The following is a 16,686-nucleotide window of genomic DNA, read 5'->3' as shown; positions in this document are numbered from 1 at the left end:
CGCGCCAGTTGTGGATGGATATTCATGAAAATGGAACGTATTGTATGAAAAAGTAATGTTTGATGGCGGATGATGGCGGAGCAGGCCGAGAGATTGCTCTGACTTGCCTTCATTTCCGTGCCATCGCCATGGCGCGGTGCACGACGTTTCTCAAGGAGGCCACATGTCCAGGACACGCATGGTGACCCAGTTCGGTATGGGCACTTCCATTCGCAGCCAGAACTACACCGAGGCGGCGGCCCGCGGGATACGTGATGCCCTGTGGCACAACTCCCTGAATGTGGCGGATGCCTTCGGCTTTCCCAAGGAGGCGATGCTGATCGAGGTCGAGATCGGCGTGCAGCAGCCCGACAAGGTTGACAGTGACGCCCTGCTGGGGATCTTTCCCTATGGCCAGCCCAGCGTGAAGGTGGTCAAGGGCGGGTTAGACGTGACCAAGCCGGATGGCAGCGGGGTGAGCGTGATCGCCAATGTCGCCCTCATCGTGTCGTTTGACATGCTGGCGAGCGGTACCGACATGCCGGAGCACCCTCAGGCTTCGCGACAGACCCGCCATCCGTCAGGAGGTCAGGCATGAGCGAGCAGCGCATCATTCTCGAGATGGGCACCGGCAATGACCTCTACGGAGAGGACTACACCAAGGCCGCCTGCCGCGCAGTGCAGGATGCCCTGCATCATTCCTCCATCGTACTGTTTCAGTCCTTGGGCATCGATCATCGTCAGATGCGTGTCGAGGTCACCATCGGCGTACAGACACCGGAGGCCGTGGATGTGGATGCCGTGACACGCGAGTTGCCACGCGGGCGCGCCGAGGTCACGGTGGTGCACGGTGGGCTGAATGTGCATGATGAGGCCAATGGCCAGACCCATGTCATCGCCTCGGCCGCCATCGCGGCAATGCTCGATATCGAGCACGACGACTGGCAGCTGTGCCCGCCATCGTCTGGATAGTCCGGAGTGTCCAGGCAGGCCGTATCGCCTGCATCGCCTGTCTGCAAGGGCACGCCAGACAAGACGCCCCATCTGTCACTGACAGATGGGGCGTCTTGTCTGGCCGGCTAGCCGGCCGTCGCGTCCGGGAGCGAGTCCCTTGGATCAGGAGGCGTCCCGAGTGGTGACGTGGGTGATCACCGACATGCCGATGCGCACCTTGTCGAAGTCGGGTTGATCGGGGTCAAACGCGATCTTGACCGGCATGCGCTGGGTGATCTTGGTGAAGTTGCCGGTGGCGTTCTCGCTGGCCACTGCCGAGAAGGCGTTGCTGGAGGCCGGTGCGATGCTCTCGACATGACCATGGAAGGTCTTGCCCGGCAGGCTGTCCAGCGTCATCTCTACCGGCTGGCCCGGCGCCATCTCGGCCATCTGGGTCTCGAGATAGTTGGCGACCACGTAGGCTTCCTTGTGTGGCACGATGGCCAGCAGCGAGGAGCCCGGCTGCACGTAGGCACCGACACGCAATGAGCGCTGGGTGACGATGCCATCCTTGGGGGCGCGGATGGTGGTGTAATCGACGTTCAGCGCTGCCTGCTCAAGCGTGGCGCGCGAGCGCTCGACCTCGGCGCGGGCCTCGACGCGCTGAGCCTGCAGGACACCGATCTGTTTCTCGGCCGAGCGCTGAGCGGCCTGATACTGCACGAGTCGTGCCTCCCAGATGCCCTGTTCCTCATCGGCCTTTTCCTTGTCCTGCTGGGAGGCGGCATTGGTCATGCGCAGGCTGCGATAGCGTTTGGCATCATTGCGTGCGTAACGTAGTGACGCCTCGGTCGCCTTCACTTCGGCGAGGGCTTGCTGCACCACCGCGCGCTGACGTTCGATGTTGGCGTCCAGATCTCCCACCGCCGCCTGACTGGCGGCGAGATCCGCCTGGGCGGAATGCAGGGAGGCCTGGTAATCACGGTCGTCCAGCGTGGCCAGTATCTGCCCCTCGTGAACCACCTGGTTGTCTTCCACCCGTACCGTGTCGATCTGGCCGGCCACCCGTGGGGTGACCATCACGCTATCGGCACGCACGTAGGCGTTGTTGGTGGCCTCGCGGCCATCGTGACCCTTCCAGTAGAGCGCTGCATAGAGAATCAGCAGCAGCAGGGCCAGTCCGCTCAGCAGCAGAGTCGTGCGTGTCTTGTTCATGGCAGTATCGTGTTCTCGCTTTTCAGGTCGCAGGAGAGTGGGTGTGCTGGCGGGCGGCAGGTGCCGGTTGCGGCGGGTAGGCGCGCACCGGCAACACTATGACCAGCACCAGCAGGGCCACCACGAAGGGAATGATGGCGAGGTAGGCATCCGCGTAGCTCATCACCGCGGCCTGCTCGGAGAGGCGAGTGGCGATATCGCGCGCGGCGTCCAGCGGGATGAGGCCGGCGGGCTGATTGCCCTGCAGGCCCAGCGCCTCGCTCAGACGGGTCGAATGCAGGGCATCACGCTGGACGATGAAGCTGCCATAGACGGTGGCGGCCACCACCGTGAACAGCGCCCGCAGCGAGTTGACCATCGCGGTGGCGAAGGGGCCGTCCAGCGGACTGATGGCGCCGGTGGCATTCATCAAGAGCGGCACGACCACCATCGGTTGGCCCAGGGTATTGAGCACCTCGATGAGCAGGAAGTTGTCACGGTTCCAGTCGCTGGTGAGCTGCGAGCCCAGCAGGCAGCTGATCAGGATCAACACCAGGCCCGTGGCCATCACATAGCGGCTGTCGACGCTCCTGCGATTGATCAGTGTCGCCACCAGCGGTGCCAGCACGAGCTGCGGCAGAGCCATGGTCAGCATCACCGGGAACAGCTGCATGGGCCGATAGCCCTGTACCTCGCCCAGGAAGGCGGCGGGAATGGTGCCGGCGGCCAGGGTCAGGAACATGAAGGTACACAGGGTGAGAATGCCGAAGGCGAAGTTGCGATGGGCCAGGAGCTGCAGCTTGTAGAGCGGCAACGGGTGGAACCATTCATGGATCAGGAAGGCAGCGAAGGCCAGTCCGCCCGTGCCCAGCAGGGCGATGATCACGGGGGAGTTGCCCCAGTCGAGACGCTCGCCCTGGGTCATGCCGGCCACCAGAGCACAGAGACCGGTGACGCCAAGCAGGGCGCCGAGCCAGTCGAACTGCTTGAGGCGCTCCAGCTTGAGCGGGTCCTGTGGCAGGCCCCAGGACACCAGCGCCGCCGCGATGAGACACATCGGCGCGGTTTCCCAGAACACCAGATTCCAGTCGCCCAGGTCGCCATAGAGCGCGGCCAGCGGTGCCGACAGATAAGGGCCGAAGGTGGCCGTCATCGCATAGGCCGACAGGCCATAGAGCTTGCTGTGCCACGGCAGAAATCGCTTCCAATAATCCCCCTTATTTTATGTGCTTAATTAAATCAGTCACTTGCTGTAGAGCAATAGATGAGAAGTCGCACTTTGTTGTCATATGGTAAGCCATTCTAGGGGGCAGCGCTCCTTGTCATTCAGCAAAATATGCCGATTTCCTGATGGCCATCAACAGGTTGTGAGGATGGCCTGACCTGACGGCCTACCCCGGGGGCGGTCCGGAAATTTCCGCGTGGGAGCGGCTGTTGAGGGCCTGTCGGAGGAGGTGAGATTCCGTGGTATCGTAACGCACCATGAGGGGGAAAGGGAAATAATATAATTGGATTTGCCATGTATTATTATTGCGTTATTTGCGGTTTGTTGTATGAGTCATGCAAGGCAGCCACCTCCATATAAGATGGAGGAGTTATCGTTATCCTTCTGTCGCAGTGCCAATCGGGTGGGAATCTGGCTCGAAACGACGTCGTGGTCGGTCAATGGGATATACATGGCGAGGAGGCACCAGCGCACGGAACTCGAGCAGCGCCTTCAGTGCGCCCTGAAAGGGGCACGGAGAACTTCGGACTGGCGATAGCCTGACGTCTATTGTCACGACATGTGACGGGATATCGTCATGTACCGTGAGCGCTTTCAGCCCTGTCAACATGACCCCCCATCTCTTGGCGATGCGGTGGGCAGGCAAGGAGCGAGGGATCGTCTCGCCCCCAAGACATCATATCGGGCGTATCACATGGGTGAGGTACTCTCGAGAGAAGTGAATCTCTGCGATAAGGTCGCGGTCTGAGTAGGGGCCTGGCGTGTCTGCCGCGAGCCTGGCGATCATGGCATCGGTCAGTGTGCCGGGAGGCCATCGATGTCCAGCGTCAGCTGCTTGGGTCGCTCCCCGTTCTTCAACGACGTCAGCCGCCAGACCACCAGCCGCAGCAGGCCTTCGTGTACGGCATTGATATTGTCGTTGCGCCCGAGGCAGGTCAGCAGCCGCGACAGCGTGGCTTGAGACGGTCGGTCCTGGGCCAGGGGCGTCATCCCACGCACATCACTGCAGGCCAACTGCCAGAGCGGGTCGTGGCGCAGCGCGTCGGTATCGCTAAGATCGATCCAGCCCATCGCCCGTTGCAGCACCAAGGTCCGCAACTGGCTGGCCAGTGAGTGGCGGACGCGTAGCGGGTTACGGAGGTCGACCAGGTTGTCTTCCAGCGCCTTGATCACGCCGCTGTTGTCGAGGGCTTCACGCAGCAGCAGCGCGCCGCTGTCGCTGGTGGTTCGCTGGCCGCTCAGCACGACACGCACAGCGCCGTTGCACGAAGGCGTCCAGGTAGATAGGCTTTCACCCATAGCGGATGGCTCTCTTGGTTCAGGTTCTTGGCGGAACACACTGAATTTTCAAGAGAATACCATCTGCTATCTTCGTTTTCAGGCCGGCCTCATGAATAAGCGGGGCTGATCTAGAGGTTGCGCAAGCGCGATGCTGGGTAAGCCACCGCATTGCTCAGCGAAGTTGGCGAGCATTGCGGTGGCGAGTCGGTAATGCGCAAGAGGCTGGTCAAGGGGAAGTCAGCCGACGAGTTGATGGAGTCTGATCGTGCGAGCATGGTGGGCCCGTTCAAGTTGGAGATCACCCATTTCGTCGCGTGCGTGCCATGTATCCTGAGTGCTGGCACATTGCGCTGTAGGGACACTGCATGAGTGACTGACAACGGGGGTTGGCCATTGGCCATTGGTGCTGCGCGACCACGCCTTGATCTTACCGGCTTCGGTAGTTCCGGCGTGATGACGATGAACACTCCCGCGAACGATCGCGTCTTTCGTCAGCAGGTAGCGCTAACAACAGCAGGAGATCATTGGGGCCGGTAGGCCTTGTAGTCGTACTCCCGCCCAAGGTGCCGCCTTGGCGCGTTCTTTCGTGAAAATAAAAATGAGATTTAATCATATTAAGGGAGGATTGGCCGTTCGTGCTGATCAAGGTACCTGAAATCACTGGCATGCCTGTTTCTCATGATATTTAGCGTTGAGACTTAAACGGCAAGTTTCTTTATCCTCTTGTTCGTGCATTGAGGCAAGACCTCTTCACCCTGTACGAGGTTTCCCACAATGATCAACGCGTGCGACGTACTTCGTAATAAGGCGTCGTAGGCCGATAGGATGGTTTCTTCTTCGTTGAGTGTCGTCTGCCACATGGCGTGACCGCCATTGTCATCAGGAGTCGCTAAAGAATCCACCATGAATGCCGTTAGCCAGTGACTCAGTCTGCATGACAATGTCGGCAGTGATCGAGCATGGCGTACGACCCTTCAAGGACTTTCACACGCTGGATGACCATGACTTCATATCCCGTACCAGACTCTCCTGATGAAAGTGCTCGTTACGCGGCCACCTCTCGGTTGGCTTCACGTCTTTTCACGTACCTCACTGTCTTCCTGTTTTTCATGGCGGGTGGCGCTCTGGTATATCTCAGTATGGCGATTGATGAAGAGCAGCTGGCACATGACAAAGCCGATGTCTTGCTGGCCCTGGAGGATCGTCAGACACAGATTGCCATTGCCTTGGATGATTACGCCTTCTGGATTGATTCGTATCAGTATACCTATGGTGCCGTCGACCATGAGTGGGCGTATGACCGAGATAACATTGGCCCCTCTCTGTATCCCACCTATGGATTGGATGGCGTGTTCATCGTAGGACCGGCAGGTGGTACTCGCTATGCGCTCCTCGAAGGTGAGTTGCAAGATGTCAATCTCGAGGATTGGGTCGAGAGTGACGTACCACGGTTGCTGGAAAGTGCCAGAGAGGGCTCACGGGAGGATGAGGTCGCCACGGAATATACGACAGTGGGCGGTGTGCCGGCAGTCGTGTCCGCTGCCGTGATTCGTCCCGACAGTTCCTACACTCAGTTCGAGACGCTTTCCTACCTTGTGTATGTCGACATTCTGGATGGGGCTAAACTTGCTGCCATCTCGGAACTTTACGGGCTGACGGATCTGCGTATTGGTGTTGTTGGGACCAAGGACATCGAAGAGCCCTACGTGATTCTCGCCACTGAGAATGTCGGGGACATTGTCGTGCAATGGCAGAAAGAGGCTTATGGCCGACATCTTCTGATCAACGTCTTGCCTCTCTGGGGGATGGTGGGAGCGTTGGTCGTGTTCCTGTTGATATGGCTTCGCAAGCATTTGCATCATGCCAGTCAGGCCGTGGTCGAGGTACAGCATGCCTTGAAGCTCAGTGAGCGTCGCTTCAAGAATTTGTCAGAAATCTCCTCGGACTGGATCTGGCAGTCCGATACGCAGCAGGTCTTGACCTACCTGTCAGATCGATTTGAGCCGTTGACGGGGCTCACGGCATCCGAGTGGCTAGGTAGGCCCTTGTCAGAACTCTTGCATTACGATCCGTCGATATTGGCCGACATTGCGGCTCACGGTGCGGGCGCTGGACGTCAACCAATCGCGTGTGAGTTGCAGGATGGAGAGGGCCGCACTCGGTATTGCCAGGTCTTTGCCTGTGAATTTCGTGCCGGTGGAGAGCTCAAGGGGTACCAGGGGACCGTGTGTGACATCACGCGTGAAATGGAAGCCAAGGCGCAGATCGAGCACATCAGTCAACATGATCCGCTGACCGGGCTCGCCAACCGCCATCGGCTCGATCGGTTTCTTGACGAGAGGTTGCGTACCGAGGTGAGTGGTGACCAGCCGTTGTTCGTGCTGGCGCTTGATCTTGATCGGTTCAAGCCAGTCAATGATACCTACGGGCACGCAGTTGGGGATCAGGTGCTCCGTGAAATTGCGAAAGCGATCCAAGGCTGCATAGAGGGTCGCGATATGGTCGCAAGACTCGGGGGAGATGAATTCATTGTGGTCGCCACGCAGTGCAAGACGCCTCAGGACGCAACACGACTGGGCCAGTGTCTGATCGACAAGATCAATCAACCGATCCAGATCGAGAATCACGTGATTCACGTCGGGACCAGCATTGGTATCGTCGCCGCGCCGTATCATGCATTGACTCATGATGCGCTGTTGCGGGGTGCGGATATTGCGCTTTATGAAGCCAAGTCCCAGGGCAGAAATGTGGCATGCATTTACGACCCTTCCATGAGCGAGCGCATCATGGAGCGACGTCAGCTGGAAATGGATTTGTGCCAGGCTGTCGCGCGCAAGGAGTTGCGGCTTGAGTTTCAGCCGCGTTTCGATGCAATGACTCAGGACATCATCGGCGCAGAGGCGTTGGTACGCTGGCATCACCCTATTCGGGATGTGTTAAGTCCGGCTTGCTTCATTCCTGTGGCAGAAGAAAATGGCGTGATCTTCGAGATCAGCGATTGGGTCTTGCGAGAAGCCTGCTGGAACGCCATGAGTTGGGACAACAAGCTTTGGGTGTCAGTCAATCTGTCGCCGGTCGAGTTCCAGCGTCATGATCTGGTGCAGCGCATCCAACGGGTACTTGAGGAAACTGGCTTGTCTGCTGAACGTCTGGAGCTGGAAATCACCGAGAACATCATGCGGGAGGATTCCGAGGCGATCCTGACGACGATGAGCGATCTCAAAGCTCTCGGGGTTCGGCTGTCAATGGATAATTTCGGGACGGATTACTCCTCGCTGGGGTACCTGCAAAGCTATCCATTCGATGGCATCAAGATTGATCGCAGCTTTCTCATGTACCTCGATCATTCCGAGCGTCATGAGGCGGTCGTGGATGCGATCATCAGAATGGGGCATGCCCTGTCTCTCAATGTGACAGTTGGCGGTGTGGAAACGACCGAGCAGCTCGAGAGGGTCTCCAGCCTATCCTGTGATCAGGTACAAGGGTTCTATCTTGGCCCGCCAGTCTCACCAGCCTCTTTCAAGGAGCTGTTATGTGACGACGTTTCCCGCTAGTGCTGGGATGTGCGTCATCGGCGTGTCTCGCGTTGTACGGCTCACTCTCTATCGAGGATCGTGTCGAGCTCGATCTCCCGTTGAGAACGGCGTCGATGCCTGATCGTCATAGGGAGCTGATTGCAATGTTCCGGGAAGCGCAAACGCCGCCGGCGTCCTGTTCAGAGTGCCGGCGGCGTTTGCGTGTGGGCCCTACCGCTGAAGGCGTCAATGCATCTCGGTTTATGATCCCGTTACCATTACCGAGGAAGCGGTAGGTGGTGTCTCGTGCGAGCCAGAGGAGATGTCCTCGATTGGCTCGCACGCCAGGGGTGTTGGCCAGATCGAGAGTTTTATCGACCTGACTGAGGAATTGCAGATGGCGCTGATAGTCATTCAGGCCGTCATGAGCGACCTGCGTATGTGTGAAGCCATTGATATCCTGGCCGATCCTCCCTTCGGCGAGATGCACATCCAGTCGTAGATAGTCGTCATTATCTGCAGGCAGGAAGCTCGGGGTACGCATGCAGCATGGACGCACCTGATACAGGAAGGCGGGGCGCCGGGAAAATCAACCTGCAGGGTGGGGCCTATCCATGTGTGTGGCGACTCTCTTGGCAGTGCTGGATGGCGTCGAGGATGTCATGGAAAGGAAGCTTGTCGTTTTCCTACGCCTGGGCAATCTGACCCTGAAAAAGCACCAGGCGTAGTGGGATCGAGTGACATGTCACGATGAGGTTGGAACATCTCGTCGGACACAGGGTATGGGGTGTCGTGGCGTGGGGCAGTCAACTGCGTGACATCAGAGGCCCCGGATTATCAAGATAGCGTTCTCGAATATGCTGTGCCGACCAATAGGTGAGGGCTGCGACCGTTCCCGTGGGGTTGTGTTGCATATTCTGTGGGAAGGCACTGGCCCCCATGACGAAGAGATTGTGCGCATCCCAATGCTGTAGATATCGATTGAGGACGGATGTCTTTGGATCTGTCCCCATGATGGCACCACCGGTCAGATGCGTTGACTGATAACTTGAGGGATCGAAGTGGTCACCCCGCTGTTTGACGCTCTCGGTATGGTAGTCAGGTTGCAACTGGGCGACGATTTCACGCATCCGCTCTGCCATGAATTCCGTCATTCGTAGGTCGTTATCTTTCCAGTCATAGGTCATGCGCAGCAAGGGATCACCATGCGGATCCTTGTACGTGGGGTCCAGATCCAGGTAGACGTCTCGATAGGACATGTTCGTTCCGGTAGTGCCCAGCATCATGTGATGTCCGTAGTGCTCGCGTACCTGCTTTTTCCATTCACTGCCCCACTGCGGCGTTCCCGGAGGCGTGCGCAGTGCACCGATAGCGCCTCCCGGACCTTGGGTGGTATAGATGTAGGAGCCTCCAATGAAACCGTGTTGCTCGGTATCGAAGGTATCGGGGCTGAAGTCATCAATGACCTGTCCACTTCCTCCAGCTGAGATGAAGGGGTTGAATTGATGATCCTTGAAGTAAAGATCCATGGAGCCCGTGATCTGGTAGGAGAAGTTGCGCCCCACCACCCCGGTGTTGCTTTCCGGGTCATAGGGTTTTCCAATCTCGGATAGCAGCAGCAAGCGGACATTGGACAGGGGGAATGAGGCAAGAATGACCATGCCCGCGGGCTGAAAGACCTCATTGCCATCAGCATCGCGATAGATGACCCCTTTGACCGTATCGTCTTCCTTGCGCTTCACGATACGTGTGACTTCACAGCCCGTCCGATACGCGAAGTTCTCGCGTTGCTTGAGTGCATCAAGTGTGCAGGTCTGTGGGGATGCCTTGGAATAGTTGAGGCATCCGTAGTTGCTGCAAAAGCCGCAAAAGTTGCAGGGACCCAATTGCATGCCATAGGGGTTGGTCCAGGCGCCTGACACATTGGCAGAAGGGTAGGGATAAGGGTGCCAGCCCAGTGCCTTGGTCGCCTTGGTGAACAAGGTGTCCGTCAGGGTTCTCGGCAAGGGAGGGAGCGGGAACGGGTTCTTGCGCGGCCCTTCGAAGGGGTTCCCCCCTTCAATCATTTCCCCTTGGATATTGCCAGCCTGACCGGATAAGCCTGCGACCTTTTCGAAGAAGTCATAGTGAGGTTCCAGCTCGTCGTAGCTGACGCCATAGTCCTGGATGGTCATGTCCTCAGGCAGAAATCCGGGAGAAAAGGTGCGATCGGCAAAGCTCTTGAGTGCCAGTTCGTTTGGTGTGGCACGATATAGCACGCCAGTCCAATGCGAACCCGCGCCGCCCACGCCATCACCGGGATGGAAGGTTGTCCAATGACGTTGGGGAACGGCCTGTTCCTGGCGATTGCGTCGTATCGTGACAGTGCTCTGACGTGGGCGCTGCATCATCTTGAGGCGTACGCCGTACTTGAGCTCATCGGCAGGCTTGGGATACAGAAAGTCTTCTTTGCTACGATCTTCCCCGCGCTCAAGCGCCAGCACGTTCAATCCAGCGCTCGTCATTTCCAGGCCCATGATGGACCCGGTCCAGCCAAGACCGATGATGACGACATCGACGTCTGGTTGTGTAACGGACATGTCGTGATTCCTTTCAGTTCGACAGAGGAGTGGACGTGGCGCCTTCGGGCGCGTGGCCTAGGGAGTCTGGTCGGCCTTGTTGCGCATGATTGACAGGCCCGTGTGCCTGCCTCACTTCCGCCACCTGCTCAGGAGTCACCCTGGAGGCGTCATTGCTCCAGCTCTGTCGGACAAAGCTTGCCAGGCTGGCGGCTTCCTCGTTGCTCAAGCGCCAATCAAAGCCCGGCATTTGCAAGCGTTCTGGGCGTTTTGGCGTCGACGGCAATTGCGCGCCATACAGAATGGTACTGATCAGGGCTGTCGGATTGTCAGCGTTGACCTGACTGTTACCGGAAAGCGGGGGGAAGACGCTATCTGCCCCTCTGCCATTGGCGAAATGACAAGCATTGCAGTTGTCTAGATACAGACGAGCCCCCTCGTCCAGGGAAGTCGCGCTCGTCAGTTGCCGTGTCGTGGCATCCGGTGCTGTGTGGGAAGGTGGCGTCGATGCGGGGGCGGACGAGGCATGTTGCTTGTCCGTGGCGCCCAGAGTCGTCAGATAGGCCGCGATGGACGATAAGTCCGCATCAGTGAGGTGAGACGTGCTGTGCTGAATGACAGAGGTCATTTCGCCGCCAGTCGCGGCGTGGCGATTGCGTCCAGTGGCCAGATAATCGATGACATCGTCTTCCGACCAATCGCGTAATCCTGATGCGTCGCCCCCACGCAGAGAAGGTACCTGCCACTCGTTCAGCTCAGTTCCAGCCAGGTACTCGTCGCCGTCCTGGTCGTTGAGCGCTTTTTCCTGCATGAACAGGCCGCGGGGCGTATGACAACTGCCGCAATGTCCCGCGCCTTGCACCAGATAGCGTCCACGCTCCAACAGTTGCTGTCGATCACCAGAGAGATCACTGGAAAGGTTGGCGGAAGAAGTATTCGATACCTCATCGACGAACAGCCAGTTCCAGAACCGAATCGCCCAGCGCTGATTGAATGGGAAGCTGAGAGAGGTCTTCGGTGCGGGCTCGGTGACAGGGGCGACTCCCTCCATGAAATAGGCATACAGTGCCTTGATATCGTCGTCACTCAGGCTGGCATAAGACGGGTACGGCATTGCCGGGTACAGATAACTGCCATCTGCACGTATCCCTTGTCGCAGAGCAGCGGCGAAATCCTGCTCACGATATTCCCCGATCCCTGCCTTGGGCGCTGGCGTGATATTGGTGGCGTAGATGGTACCGAAGGGGCTTTCGATGGGGCGTCCCCCTGCATACTCTTGACTCGCGCCCTCACGGGTGTGGCATGCCATGCAATCTGCTGCTCGGGCCAGGTAGGCGCCGCGCTTGATCAGTTGGGGATTGGCCGTACTATCCGTACTGATAGAGGACTGACTATGTGTAGGGCTGTCACCGAAAACGGCCATTGCCACACCTGCGGCACTCACGGCAGCCGCCAGGAGTGCGAGGCGTACTGGCCAATTTCTGTATTGGGGCATCCGTTGCTCCTGTTACCCGTTGTCCAGTGGGATATTGGCTGAATAATTTGAGCGGTGCTGATCAGCCGCGCTTTCCGGCAAGGCTGACTGGACCGAGCGGATAGGGCACATCATGTTGTGTGACCCACTCGCGGAAGCTGGCGCGAGCGCCGGTGAAGCCAAGCATCTTCCAGCCCACCATGTCCCGGTTTCCGCCATACATGGGATCGGAGAGATACCCTTCGCGTGTGTTCTGCAAGAGAAAAGCAAAAAAGGTGGCGGAAGGGAGGTCAGGTATCCCCACGGCTTTGAAATCAGCTCGTCCGATTTCCAGGTCGGTTAGCAGCGCATCTTGTTGCTCTGATGAAAGGTCAGTGAATTCCTGTCCCGTTTGTTGCTTGGCATGATGACGAGCGCCTTGAATCCCCAAGCGATAGAGTTCTGCAGGTGTGTGGGGGAGCTGATACCCAAAGACGGGATCGGCGTTCGGGTGAAAGGGGCCTTGCATGTACCAGTCGCTCGCCTGCCCGTAGTCTCCACTCAACTCCTTGTCAATGAAGACTGGGACGTTGGCCGTCAAGGCCCCGGCCCCATGTTCATCTTCAGGTATCAGGCGATCGGTGGCGGCGAGAATGAATTCCCATTCTTCCGCGTTGAAAAACGCGGGAGCGTACTGATGAAGAGGTGGGGTCGCCGCATCCGACGTCTGGCTGAACAGCAGGCTTGGGGCCAAGGTGACGGCAGGAATGACAGTCAGTGAGTCTCGCATGAACTCACGGCGTTTCTGGCCTTCGGGATCAAGCGACATATTGCCTCCTTACGCGCGGTGCATCGGTGACTGGCTTAACTTCTCAGCGAGTATTCAACGCGATATCTGGCTTACTCCTTCGGGAGCGGGGCACACCATATGACGACTCTTGCCGCCTCTCTTCGACGTCACTCCTGTCATGGGGTGGTGATGCCTAGAGAATGCAGAGGGGGTGTCAGAATTCTATGCTACAATATTAGAATAACATCATGATTGGTTGCATTTGAGAGGAGAGGGTAAAGAGTTGGTGTGACGCAGCGTTGCGTTTACCAGTCTGCTAGGCGTGAGAGGCTTGTCAGCAGGTAATGGCGTGTGGAGTGATTCAATACTTCTAGACTCCAACGTGATGGATAAGATTGCCCCTTAACGAAGGTTACCTGACTCAGTAAGTGTCGTGCATTTTGGCTCTTCGACGCCAGGTGTGGAATTAGTGCCCTGGAATGGTCCAGGATATGGGGCCTGAACAGACTGGAGAATTGATATGGATGGTACTCAGATCCTGACCCTTGGTTTGGGCTTGCAAGCGCCTTGGAAACTCAAGGACCAGCATCTGGATACCACGTCATCTCCACATCGTCTCGAGCTTTACGTGGGCTCTACGCCACGCAGCGCGATAGACGGGTGCTCGGGGTTCCCCGACAGCAACGCCGCTGGCCATGCCATTGGCCCAACATGCTGTCGCCTTGGCTCGACAGAAGTCGCTGGTGCTGGGGTGAGGGATCAGGTGTTCGGTGGGGCCCAATACGTGATCAAGCGCCGCATCCGCGTGGATGGAAACCCAGCCCGAACCTCCCCAGCCATCAACGGCAGGGTATAGCAAGAATCGCTAGCCGACTGCCCCAGCATTTCGACTCCGCAAGGGGTGGCGTCATCATATTGGAAGGGCAGCGTCTCCCTCTCGACTTTTATGTAGGCATACAGTGTCAGAGGGGCAAAGGAGCGAGGCAATAGCGCTCCTGACAGAAAGAAAGAGCAACACACGGCTTTCCCGGTGCAAAGGGGAGCGCTGATACTGAGGGGGCACTACAGTCGACGATCTGGAGTGAAATCGACCTCTTCGGCACTTTGGGCCAGAGCCAGAAAAGCGGGGTGCTCTGGATTAACGAGGTAGTTCGTTTCTCGGGGCGCGACCACACTTGGAACCGCCAGAACTAGGCTCGACTGTCCCTCAAGCCAGTCGTCACCGATCTCGGCTGTGGAGGGTGGCGCCGGCTCAGCTCGCCAATCTGCTGGCAGAACGTCCTCCGGGAGCTGCATTAGCACCTCTTCCCGGAATGTCACCTCTAGGAGCGCATACTCCTTCAGCAGTTGATTGTCTTCCAGGTGAACCATCACCTCGAGCATGGCCAATGACTCTGTGCTCGCGAGGTACACACAGGCCTTACCTTTGCTGTTCCAGCGCCCGCCGTACAGCCGAGCCCCTTCCCCATCAAAGGCTGTCTTTAGCCACTTCCGCTTAACGAGCCGATAACCGCGCACCACAGTCATGCAAAGACGCCATGCTCAAGCCGGCCGATCAGATCTAGAACGGCTTCGGCGCCAGCAGTGGTAGCCACCATCTCGACCGGTCGACGGCCCCCCAGCCCACGCACGGGGCTGAGCAACCATTCTTTCGCCTTCGCCTTGTCGCCTTCGAACAGGTCCACCGCGCTCTTGTACATCTCAGCGAAACGGTAAAGCCGATCGCCCTCGGCAGGTTTGAAGTAGCCAGTATCGGCACGACGCTTCAGGGTTGCCGGAGGAATGACCACATACCGTGCCAGCTCCTTGCTCTCAAGCCCGGAGGCCTCGGTGAGCTTGGTATAGACTTTGTACGAGATGCCGGCACTCAGCGCTTCATGCAGCTTGGTTCCACGCGAGGGGAGACCCAGAGCCCTCCAGAAGTCGTCCTTCCGAGCGGCTGGTTTTGGGCGATACTCTTTGATAGCGGCTTGCATAGCTCTCTCCCGTGACTTCATTTGATACCTCTTCAGGGTATCAGATGATTCACTTGACAGCATGTCGTATCGTTTGTCGGCTTCCTGAGGTAGTACTGGCCATAGGCCAAAACCTGAACAGGCATCAGACAGAAGAACACGAACGCCGCCACCAGCCTCGCCGACGCGATATCGACAAGGGTGCCCGAGCGGATATCAATCTTGTTGTTGGTCATCACCCTGTAATTGCTTCCTGAAGTTTGACGCTATCAATCACAGGCTAGCGGGTTTATGGAGAAGGGGTTGGGCGAGGTTCGGGTATTTATGATTTACGCGCTCCTAGAATGCCCGCGCGCTTCACGATCTCGGGCACGAAGGCCTCCTGGCGATGCGCCATGATATGCACGCCGCTCACGCCTTCGATCTCACGTAATTGCTGGATCATTTCGATGCAGATATCCCGTCCTTCCGCCTTCTGATCCCTGGCTCCTTTCAAGCGCTTGAGTACGCCATCCGGGATATGCACGCCAGGAACATGGTGGCGCATCCACTCGGCGGTGCGTGCCGAGGCAAGCGGGCCGACGCCGGGTAGAATGAAGCACTTCTCTACCAGCCCCAAATCACGGGCACGATGCATGAAGTCCTGAAAGCGCGGCAGGTCGAAACAGTACTGTGTTTGGATGAACTGAGCCCCGGCGGCGATTTTCTTGGCCAGACGATGAGGGCGAAACGCGAAGGGCGGGGCGAAGGGGTTGGCGGCTGCGCCCAGAAATACCTGGGGCGCTGAGGTCAGTGTCCGGCCGCTGGCAAAGGCGTGCTTGTCACGCAATCCGGCGACGATTTCCAGCAGCGACAGGGAGTCGAGATCGAACACCGGCTTGGCCTCGGGGTGATCCCCGACCTGCACGCCATCGCCGGTCAGACACAGCAGGTTGCGAATGCCCAACGCCGCGGCCCCCAGCACATCGCCCTGGATGGCGATGCGGTTTCTGTCACGACACGAGATCTGCATCACCGTCTCATGGCCTTCGCGGGCCAGCAGGGCACACATCGCCACGCTCGACATATGACAGTTGGCGCCCGAGCCATCGGTGGCGTTCATGGCATCCACATGGCCGGCAAACAGTTGCGCGCGCGCATGCACCTCCTCTGGATCGGCCGAGTCGGGCGGCGCCAGCTCGGCGGTGACGGCAAACTGACCGCTTCTAAGCACTCGCTCCAGGTGACCGACGTTGCCAGCGTCCTCGGCAGGTGGCAGCTGGGAACTGTTCGGGATAGTGAGTCTGGAGGTCATTTCAGGCTCTCTCGACGCTCAGCGGCTTGCCGGGCCACGCGCAGCCAGGATGAGGTGCCCTGCAGGCGGTGGTCCACCGGCAACTGCACGATCTGGATCGCGTCGCTATCCTTCATCCGCTGGCTGCCTTCCCAGGCTTCCACCCAGACGCAGCGTGTGTCCGGTTTGACTTCACAGTTGCCATTCTGCATGACACCGCCGCAGGGGCCGTTGCGCAGGTGCTTGGGGCAGTTCATTGAGCAGGACATGCCGGTCGAACTCAGGATGCACTGGCCACACATCTGGCAATCAAACAGCAAGCCCTTGCAGGCTTGCTCCAGCCTGGCGACGGGCTTCTCGGCGCGTGCGTAACCGACGGACTTCCACAGCGGCTGCAGTTTGATGATCACCGGCTCAACGGCCTGATAGGTGAGCTCCAGCAGTCGCGCGTGACGTGCGGCCCACAGACGAATCGAATACACGCATGCCTCCTGTCAAAACCTGGCGGGGGTAACGCGCCTTGGGCGTTT

At 58.3% G+C, this 16,686-nt stretch carries 14 protein-coding genes and 1 pseudogene; 3 read left to right on the top strand and 12 right to left on the bottom strand.

The genetic code is table 11. The features are described from left to right. Positions 1 to 163: 163 nt before the first annotated feature. The gene (locus tag ACZYGA_RS00535) at positions 164 to 577 is read left to right on the top strand and encodes a Lin0512 family protein (protein WP_077374004.1); all 414 of its coding nucleotides are present in this window, start codon (positions 164 to 166) and stop codon (positions 575 to 577) included. Then, positions 574 to 951: a Lin0512 family protein gene (locus tag ACZYGA_RS00530; protein WP_191237380.1), complete on the top strand. Its 378-nt coding sequence runs from the start codon at positions 574 to 576 to the stop codon at positions 949 to 951. The genes ACZYGA_RS00535 and ACZYGA_RS00530 overlap by 4 nt, the downstream gene beginning before the upstream one ends. Before the next feature lie 144 nt (positions 952 to 1,095). Here ACZYGA_RS00530 and ACZYGA_RS00525 read toward each other — a convergent pair whose 3' ends face one another. The 3 genes and pseudogenes from ACZYGA_RS00525 to ACZYGA_RS00515 all read right to left on the bottom strand — a co-directional run. Further along, on the bottom strand, positions 1,096 to 2,127 hold the full coding sequence (locus tag ACZYGA_RS00525; RefSeq protein WP_084208260.1) for an HlyD family secretion protein: 1,032 nt from the start codon (positions 2,125 to 2,127) through the stop codon (positions 1,096 to 1,098). Between the two features lie 22 nt (positions 2,128 to 2,149). Continuing rightward, complete coding sequence (locus ACZYGA_RS00520; RefSeq protein ID WP_479398350.1) at positions 2,150 to 3,274, bottom strand: MFS transporter; 1,125 nt, start codon at positions 3,272 to 3,274, stop codon at positions 2,150 to 2,152. 861 nt (positions 3,275 to 4,135) lie between these two features. Then, positions 4,136 to 4,630: pseudogene (locus tag ACZYGA_RS00515) on the bottom strand (transposase); the annotation flags it as partial. 977 nt (positions 4,631 to 5,607) lie between these two features. Here ACZYGA_RS00515 and ACZYGA_RS00510 point away from each other — a divergent pair. Next, positions 5,608 to 8,166: a bifunctional diguanylate cyclase/phosphodiesterase gene (locus tag ACZYGA_RS00510; RefSeq protein ID WP_479398291.1), complete on the top strand. Its 2,559-nt coding sequence runs from the start codon at positions 5,608 to 5,610 to the stop codon at positions 8,164 to 8,166. A gap of 106 nt (positions 8,167 to 8,272) precedes the next feature. Here the strand turns inward: ACZYGA_RS00510 and ACZYGA_RS00505 are convergent, their stop codons facing one another. The 9 genes from ACZYGA_RS00505 to ACZYGA_RS00465 all read right to left on the bottom strand — a co-directional run bounded on the left by ACZYGA_RS00505 (position 8,273) and on the right by ACZYGA_RS00465 (position 16,638). Continuing rightward, positions 8,273 to 8,671, bottom strand: a complete 399-nt coding sequence (locus tag ACZYGA_RS00505) for a hypothetical protein (protein ID WP_479398290.1) — start codon at positions 8,669 to 8,671, stop codon at positions 8,273 to 8,275. A gap of 262 nt (positions 8,672 to 8,933) precedes the next feature. Beyond that, positions 8,934 to 10,706, bottom strand: coding sequence for a GMC family oxidoreductase (locus ACZYGA_RS00500; RefSeq protein ID WP_404627472.1), 1,773 nt, complete (start codon positions 10,704 to 10,706; stop codon positions 8,934 to 8,936). A 13-nt stretch (positions 10,707 to 10,719) separates the two neighbouring features. Further along, on the bottom strand, positions 10,720 to 12,180 hold the full coding sequence (locus tag ACZYGA_RS00495) for a c-type cytochrome (RefSeq protein ID WP_479398289.1): 1,461 nt from the start codon (positions 12,178 to 12,180) through the stop codon (positions 10,720 to 10,722). 61 nt (positions 12,181 to 12,241) lie between these two features. Beyond that, positions 12,242 to 12,967 carry a gluconate 2-dehydrogenase subunit 3 family protein gene (locus ACZYGA_RS00490; protein ID WP_479398288.1) on the bottom strand — a complete coding sequence of 242 codons (726 nt, stop codon included), beginning with the start codon at positions 12,965 to 12,967 and terminating at the stop codon, positions 12,242 to 12,244. Positions 12,968 to 13,990: 1,023 nt separating this feature from the next. Further along, complete coding sequence (locus tag ACZYGA_RS00485) at positions 13,991 to 14,455, bottom strand: RES family NAD+ phosphorylase (protein WP_479398287.1); 465 nt, start codon at positions 14,453 to 14,455, stop codon at positions 13,991 to 13,993. After that, positions 14,452 to 14,904, bottom strand: a complete 453-nt coding sequence (parS, locus tag ACZYGA_RS00480) for a type II RES/Xre toxin-antitoxin system antitoxin (protein ID WP_479398285.1) — start codon at positions 14,902 to 14,904, stop codon at positions 14,452 to 14,454. The genes ACZYGA_RS00485 and parS overlap by 4 nt, the downstream gene beginning before the upstream one ends. A 32-nt stretch (positions 14,905 to 14,936) precedes the next feature. After that, entirely contained in the window at positions 14,937 to 15,119 is a 183-nt protein-coding gene (locus tag ACZYGA_RS00475) for a hypothetical protein (protein WP_479398283.1), read from the bottom strand. A gap of 86 nt (positions 15,120 to 15,205) precedes the next feature. Then, positions 15,206 to 16,177 carry a methylenetetrahydrofolate reductase gene (locus ACZYGA_RS00470; RefSeq protein WP_479398282.1) on the bottom strand — a complete coding sequence of 324 codons (972 nt, stop codon included), beginning with the start codon at positions 16,175 to 16,177 and terminating at the stop codon, positions 15,206 to 15,208. Further along, positions 16,174 to 16,638 carry a methylenetetrahydrofolate reductase C-terminal domain-containing protein gene (locus tag ACZYGA_RS00465; RefSeq protein WP_479398281.1) on the bottom strand — a complete coding sequence of 155 codons (465 nt, stop codon included), beginning with the start codon at positions 16,636 to 16,638 and terminating at the stop codon, positions 16,174 to 16,176. The genes ACZYGA_RS00470 and ACZYGA_RS00465 overlap by 4 nt, the downstream gene beginning before the upstream one ends. Between the last annotated feature and the right edge of the window lie 48 nt (positions 16,639 to 16,686).

Source organism: Cobetia sp. BL01 (genome assembly GCF_056493605.1).
Note: the sequence above shows the minus strand (reverse complement) of the source record. Positions and strands in the feature narration are given on the sequence as shown.